Annotated in this window: 5 protein-coding genes; 1 reads left to right on the top strand and 4 read right to left on the bottom strand. The window is 72.9% G+C overall.

The genetic code is table 11. The features are described from left to right. The 4 genes from rsmA to HMPREF3099_RS03705 form a co-directional block, all read right to left on the bottom strand. A partial coding sequence (gene rsmA, locus HMPREF3099_RS03720) for a 16S rRNA (adenine(1518)-N(6)/adenine(1519)-N(6))-dimethyltransferase RsmA (protein ID WP_083323466.1) occupies positions 1-786 on the bottom strand: 786 nt, incomplete at its 3' end. After that, the gene (locus HMPREF3099_RS03715) at positions 783-1,652 is read right to left on the bottom strand and encodes a TatD family hydrolase (RefSeq protein ID WP_070704126.1); all 870 of its coding nucleotides are present in this window, start codon (positions 1,650-1,652) and stop codon (positions 783-785) included. The genes rsmA and HMPREF3099_RS03715, both read right to left, overlap by 4 nt. Continuing rightward, the gene (gene metG, locus HMPREF3099_RS03710; RefSeq protein WP_070704123.1) at positions 1,653-3,476 is read right to left on the bottom strand and encodes a methionine--tRNA ligase; all 1,824 of its coding nucleotides are present in this window, start codon (positions 3,474-3,476) and stop codon (positions 1,653-1,655) included. It abuts the gene before it with no gap. Between the two features lie 11 nt (positions 3,477-3,487). Further along, positions 3,488-4,099, bottom strand: a complete 612-nt coding sequence (locus tag HMPREF3099_RS03705) for a DUF4126 domain-containing protein (protein WP_070704120.1) — start codon at positions 4,097-4,099, stop codon at positions 3,488-3,490. A 151-nt stretch (positions 4,100-4,250) separates the two neighbouring features. Between HMPREF3099_RS03705 and rsmI the strand changes: the two genes are divergently transcribed. Then, positions 4,251-5,084, top strand: coding sequence for a 16S rRNA (cytidine(1402)-2'-O)-methyltransferase (rsmI, locus tag HMPREF3099_RS03700; RefSeq protein ID WP_070704116.1), 834 nt, complete (start codon positions 4,251-4,253; stop codon positions 5,082-5,084). Positions 5,085-5,094: the final 10 nt, after the last annotated feature.

Genomic DNA, 5,094 nt, shown 5'->3' with positions numbered 1-5,094 from the left:
CGAGCCCGCCCAGCCCGCGAGCGCGGCGCGCAGGGTCTTGCGCCGCTGGGCGAACGCGGCGTCCACGCAGGAGAAGACCTCCTCACGCCGCACGCCCACGGCCGCCTCGTCCCGCGGGGCCACGTCGATGCGGGCGAGCCCGGAGTCCACGTTGGGCGCCGGCCAGAACACGTTGCGGCCGATGCGGCCGGCCAGCCGCGTGGGGCCGTACCAGGCGCACTTGACGCTGGGCACGCCGTACACCTTGGAACCCGGTGCGGCGGCCATGCGCTCGGCCACCTCCAGCTGCACCATCACCAGCACGGTCCGCAGGCTGGGGAAGCGCTCCAGGAAGGTGAGCACCACCGGCACGGCGATGTTGTACGGCAGGTTGGCCACCAGTGCCGTGGGCGCGGGGCCGGGCAGCTCCGTCACCTGCAGCGCGTCGTCGTGCACGACGCGCAGGTCGGCAGCGCGGTCGGGCGCCATCGCGGCCACGGTGCCGGGCAGCGCCTCGGCCAGGCGCGGGTCCACCTCCACGCAGGTCAGCGAGGCCACCGACGGCAGCAGCGCGAGGGTCAGCGAGCCCAGACCGGGCCCCACCTCCACCACGTGGTCCTGCGCGCCCACCCCGCTGGACCGCACGATGCGGCGCACGGTGCCCTTGTCGATGACGAAGTTCTGCCCCCACTGCTTGGTGGGGCTCACACCGAACCGGTCAGCCAGCTCGCGGATCTGGGCGGGGCCCAGCAGGCCCTCGTCGGGCGCCTCCACCGGCACCGTCCCCTCGGGCTGCGGGGTGGTCACCACGGCCCGTACACCCGCTCGGAGTTCTCCGAGATCGCCTGGCACAGCTCGGGCACGGACACGTTGAGCGTGCTGGCCATGGTGCGCACCGTGAGCGGCACCAGGTAGGGCGCGTTGGGGGCGCCGCGGTGGGGGTGCGGCGTGAGGTACGGCGCGTCGGTCTCCACCAGCAGGTTCTCCAGCGGCACCACGGCCAGGGCGTCGCGCAGGTCGCGAGCGTTCTTGAAGGTCACCGTGCCGGCGAAGCTCAGCATGTAGCCGCGCTCCACGCACTCCCGCGCCATGGAGATGTCGCCGCTGAAGCAGTGCAGCACCGTCCTGTCCGGCGCCCCCTCCTCGGCCAGGATGCGCAGCACGTCCTCGTGCGCGTCGCGGTCGTGGATCTGCAGCGCGAGCCCCAGCTCCTTGGCCCTGTCGATGTGCCAGCGGAAGCCCTCGGCCTGCACCGCGCGCCCCTCCGGCGGGGTGCGGAAGTAGTCCAGCCCGGTCTCCCCCACCACCCGGATCCGGTCGCCGCGCAGGAGCCGGTCGATCTCCTCCAGCGCCGACTCCAGCTCACCGCGCTCGGCGAGCACCGGCACCTCGTTGGGGTGCAGCGCCACGCCACCCAGCACCTCGGGGTGGCGGGTCACCACCTCGGCGGTCACCCGCGCGGACTCCAGCTCGCACCCGATCTGCACCAGGCGGTCCACGCCCACGGCCCGGGCGGCCTCGATGACGCCGCGCACGCCGCCACCGGCCCCCTCGCCGCCCATGACCACACCGTCCCGCTCGATGTCGACGTGCGTGTGGTTGTCCACCACCGGGATCGGCAGCGGCTCGGGCAGCGGCGGGGCCTCGGTGCGCCGGGGGCTGGTGTGCGGCACTCAGCGCTCCCCGGTGAGGCCCTCGGCCGGGGCCGAGGTGGTCAGCTCGCGCTCGCGCTGCACGGCCTCGTCGTCGAGCTTGCGGAAGATCGGCGTCGGCTTGGCCACCGGGGCGCCCACCACCACGTCGCGCGGCTCCCAGCGCACGCCCGTGGTGTAGTCGCCGGTGATCACCGGGTAGGCGCGCGAGGGGTCGTCCAGGTCGGTCACCTCGTCGATGCGGGGCAGCGGCGCGACGGTGGCCCCGCCGCCCAGCGCGGCCTCCACCTCGTTGGCCGAGTGCGGCAGGAAGGGCGCCAGCATCGTGTTGAGGTCGGTGACGGCCTGGGCACAGGTCCACAGCACGGTGGCCAGGCGCTCGCGCTGGTCCTCGCCCTTGAGCTTGAACGGCTCGGTGGTCGAGATGTACGCGTTGGCCTCGCCCACCAGACGCATCGCCTCGGCCAGGGCCTGGCGGTTGCGGAAGCGCTCGAGCAGCTGCCCCACGGTCGCGAACCCGCCGCGCACGGCATCGAGCAGGGCGCGGTCCTCGTCCTGCAGCTCCGCGGGCGCGGGCACCTCGCCGAAGTTCTTGGCGATCATCGAGGCGGTGCGGTTGACCAGGTTGCCCCAGCCGGCCACGAGCTCGCCGTTGGTGCGGCGCGCGAACTCCTCCCACGAGAAGTCGGCGTCACTGGTCTCCGGCGCCACGGCCGAGAGGTAGTAGCGGATGGCGTCGGGCTGCTGGCGCTCCAGCACGTCGCGCACGTAGATGACGTGCCCGCGGGAGGTGGAGAACTGGCGACCCTCGAGCGTCATGAACTCCGAGGAGACCACCGCGGTGGGCAGGTTGAGCTCGCCGAACGGCCCCGGCTCCCCACCCTTGCTGCCCTGCCCGTTGTGGGCGAGCAGCTCGGCCGGCCAGATCTGGGAGTGGAAGACGATGTTGTCCTTGCCCATGAAGTAGGCGCTGACGGCCTCGGGGTCGTTCCACCAGGCGCGCCACGCCTCGGGGTCACCGCTGCGGCGGGCCCACTCGATGGAGGCGCTCAGGTAGCCGATGACGGCGTCGAACCACACGTACAGGCGCTTGGGGGCGTCCTCCCAGCCCTCCAGCGGCACCTTGATGCCCCAGTCGATGTCGCGCGTCATGGCGCGGGGGCGGATCTCCTTGAGGATGTTGCGGGAGAACGCGATGACGTTGGGGCGCCACGCACCGGAGGCCTCGCGGCCCTCGAGCCACTCCCCCAGCGCCTCGGCCAGGGCGGGCAGGTCGAGCAGGAAGTGGTTGGTCTCGACGAACTCCGGGGTCTCGCCGTTGATGCGCGAGCGCGGGTCGACCAGGTCGGCCGGGTCGAGCTGGTTGCCGCAGTTGTCGCACTGGTCGCCGCGGGCGGAGGTGTCGCCGCAGATCGGGCAGGTGCCCTCGATGTAGCGGTCCGGCAGGGTGCGGCCCGTGGACGGGCTGATGGCGCCCAGCTGGGTCTGCTCCACGAAGTAGCCGTTGTCGTGCACAGCCGTGAACATCTGCCGCACGACCTCGTGGTGGTTCACCGTGGTGGTGCGGGTGAACAGGTCGTAGGAAAGGCCCAGTGCGGTGAGGTCCTCGCAGATGGCCCGGTTGTTCTCGTCGACGAACTCCTGCGGCGTCTTCCCCGCGGCCTCGGCCTGCACGAGGATGGGCGTGCCGTGCTCGTCGGTGCCGGAGACCATGAGCACGTCGTGTCCGGCCATGCGCATGTAGCGCGAGTAGACGTCCGAGGGCACCCCGAAGCCGGCGACGTGGCCGAGGTGGCGGGGACCGTTGGCGTAGGGCCAGGCGACGGCCGAGAGAACCTTGCTCATGGCGCCCGAGTCTACGAGGCGAAGGGCGCGTACTCCCGGCGCGGGCGGCGACGACCCGACAGGCGCTTGAACCGCCGCCAGAGGGACCACACGATCCACCCCAGCACCACCAGCACCACGAGCACGAACAGCGGCGCGAAGACCGCCACCACGCTCAGCGACACCGCGGCCACGTCCTCGGCGAGGGAGACCACCGGCGTGCCCACACCCACGGTGCTGGCGTTGACCGCCGGGCGCGCGGCCGCCTTGCCGGAGTGCACGATGCCGGCCACCACGATGCCCGCGATGACGCCCACCCACGGGTGCTCCGCCATCCACTGCGAGTTGTCCAGGCTCTCGGCGGCGGAGGTGGCGGCGAAGACCAGCCCACCGGTCATCGGCCGGATGAAGGTGCCCACCGCGTCGTTGACGTGGTCCACCACCGCCACCTTGTCCACGGTGACCTCCACCAGGAGCAGCACCGCCGCGCCCACGATGGCCCACCAGGACTCGATCCAGGCGAAGGAGGGCGGCAGCGTGACGAAGGTGGTGAAGCGGGCCAGACAGGCCACGATGAGGAAGGGGATGTAGGCGTTGAAGCCCGCAGCGGCGGACAGGCCGAGGCCGGTGAGGGCTGCAAGCACGTGGGTCTCCTGAACGTGGTGGCGACGGGGGCACCTCTGTGCTCCGTGGGCGCCGCCCCCATGGAATCGCACCGGGGGACGCCGCCTTCCCCGCTTTGCCATTTCGTGCCCGGTTCGTTGCAGAGTTGTGACGTCGGGCGATGATGGGCGCATGACCTCCGGAGCCCTCGTCCTGGCCGCGACCCCCATCGGAGACCCGGCGGACGCCGCCCCGCGCCTCTCGACCGAGCTGGCCGGTGCCGACCTCGTGGCCGCCGAGGACACCCGTCGCACGCAGCGGCTGGCGGCCGCCCTGGGCGTCACCGTCTCGGCCCCGCTCGTGAGCTACCACGAGCACAACGAGGCCTCCCGCACCCCCGAGCTGGCCGACCGCATCGCCGCCGGGGACCGCGTGGTGCTCGTGACCGACGCCGGCATGCCCTCGGTGAGCGACCCCGGCTACCGGCTGGTGCAGGCCTGCGTGGAGCGCGACCTGGTGGTGACCTGCGTACCCGGGCCCAGCGCCGCCCTCATGGCGCTGGCGGTCTCCGGGCTGCCGGTGGACCGCTTCTGCTTCGAGGGTTTCCTGCCGCGCAAGGCCGGCCCCCGCGTCGCCGCCCTGCGGGAGCTCGCCGAGGAGCGCCGCACGATGCTCTTCTTCGAGGCACCCCACCGGCTGGCCGACACCCTGGGTGCCATGGCCGAGGCCTTCGGTGCCGACCGCCCGGCCGCCGTCTGCCGCGAGCTCACCAAGACCTACGAGGAGGTGCGGCGCGGGCCGGTGGCCGAGCTGGCGCAGTGGGCCGTCGAGGGGGCCCGCGGCGAGATCACAGTGGTGGTGCAGGGCGCGGCGGCCCGCACGGCCGACCCCGAGCAGGCCGCCGCACAGGTGCAGGAGCTGGTGGCCCAGGGGGTGCGCCTCAAGGACGCGTGCAAGCAGGTGGCGGCGGCCACCGGGCTGCCCTCCCGCGCGCTCTACGAGGCAGCGCTCACCGCATCGGACTGAACTCACCGCC

Origin of the sequence: Kytococcus sp. HMSC28H12 (assembly GCF_001816045.1) — a bacterium.
Taxonomy (GTDB): domain Bacteria; phylum Actinomycetota; class Actinomycetes; order Actinomycetales; family Dermatophilaceae; genus Kytococcus; species Kytococcus schroeteri.
This window is presented reverse-complemented; position numbering and strand designations above follow the sequence as displayed.

Bases quoted from the DNA above. Each gene is read 5' to 3' on its own strand.
- metG (WP_070704123.1), bottom strand. From the start codon at position 3,476: ATGAGCAAGGTTCTCTCGGCCGTCGCCTGGCCCTACGCCAACGGTCCC.
- rsmI (WP_070704116.1), top strand. From the start codon at position 4,251: ATGACCTCCGGAGCCCTCGTCCTGGCCGCGACCCCCATCGGAGACCCG.